Origin of the sequence: Caballeronia sp. INML3B, from assembly GCF_023631305.1 — a bacterium.
Taxonomy (GTDB): Bacteria; Pseudomonadota; Gammaproteobacteria; order Burkholderiales; family Burkholderiaceae; genus Caballeronia; species Caballeronia turbans.
In genome coordinates, this window is record NZ_JALQDI010000102.1 from 1 (window position 1) to 468 (window position 468).

Here is a 468-nt window from a genome sequence, read left to right on the forward strand (position 1 = left end):
TGGCCACCTGGCAAGGCTTCGCTTATGTTGCCTTCATCGTTGATGTGTTCGCGCGACGCATCGTAGGCTGGAGAGTGTCAAGCTCAGCGCGTACTGACTTCGTGTTGGACGCGCTGGAGCAGGCGGTACATGAGCGCCGACCAGCCGAAAGTAACCGTTTGGTACATCATTCGGACCGCGGGTCGCATACGTTTCAATTCGGTATACGGAGCGTCTAGCCGAAGCAGGAATCGAACCGTCAGTCGGCAGCGTCGGAGATTCATACGATAACGCACTCGCCGAAACGATCAACGGCCTTTACAAGGCAGAAGTTATTCATCGTCGCGGACCATGGCGTAACGTGCAGGCGGTCGAACTCGCCACGCTTGAATGGGTGGACTGGTTTAATCATCGACGCCTACTTGAGCCGATCGGCAACATCCCACCGGCCGAAGCGGAAGCCCGCTACTATGAACAAATCGCTGGAAT

Annotated in this window: 1 pseudogene; it reads left to right on the top strand. The window is 56.2% G+C overall.

Annotation, left to right across the window (positions count from 1 at the left end):
- Positions 1-468 (top strand): annotated as a pseudogene (locus NCS58_RS34060) (IS3 family transposase); the annotation flags it as partial.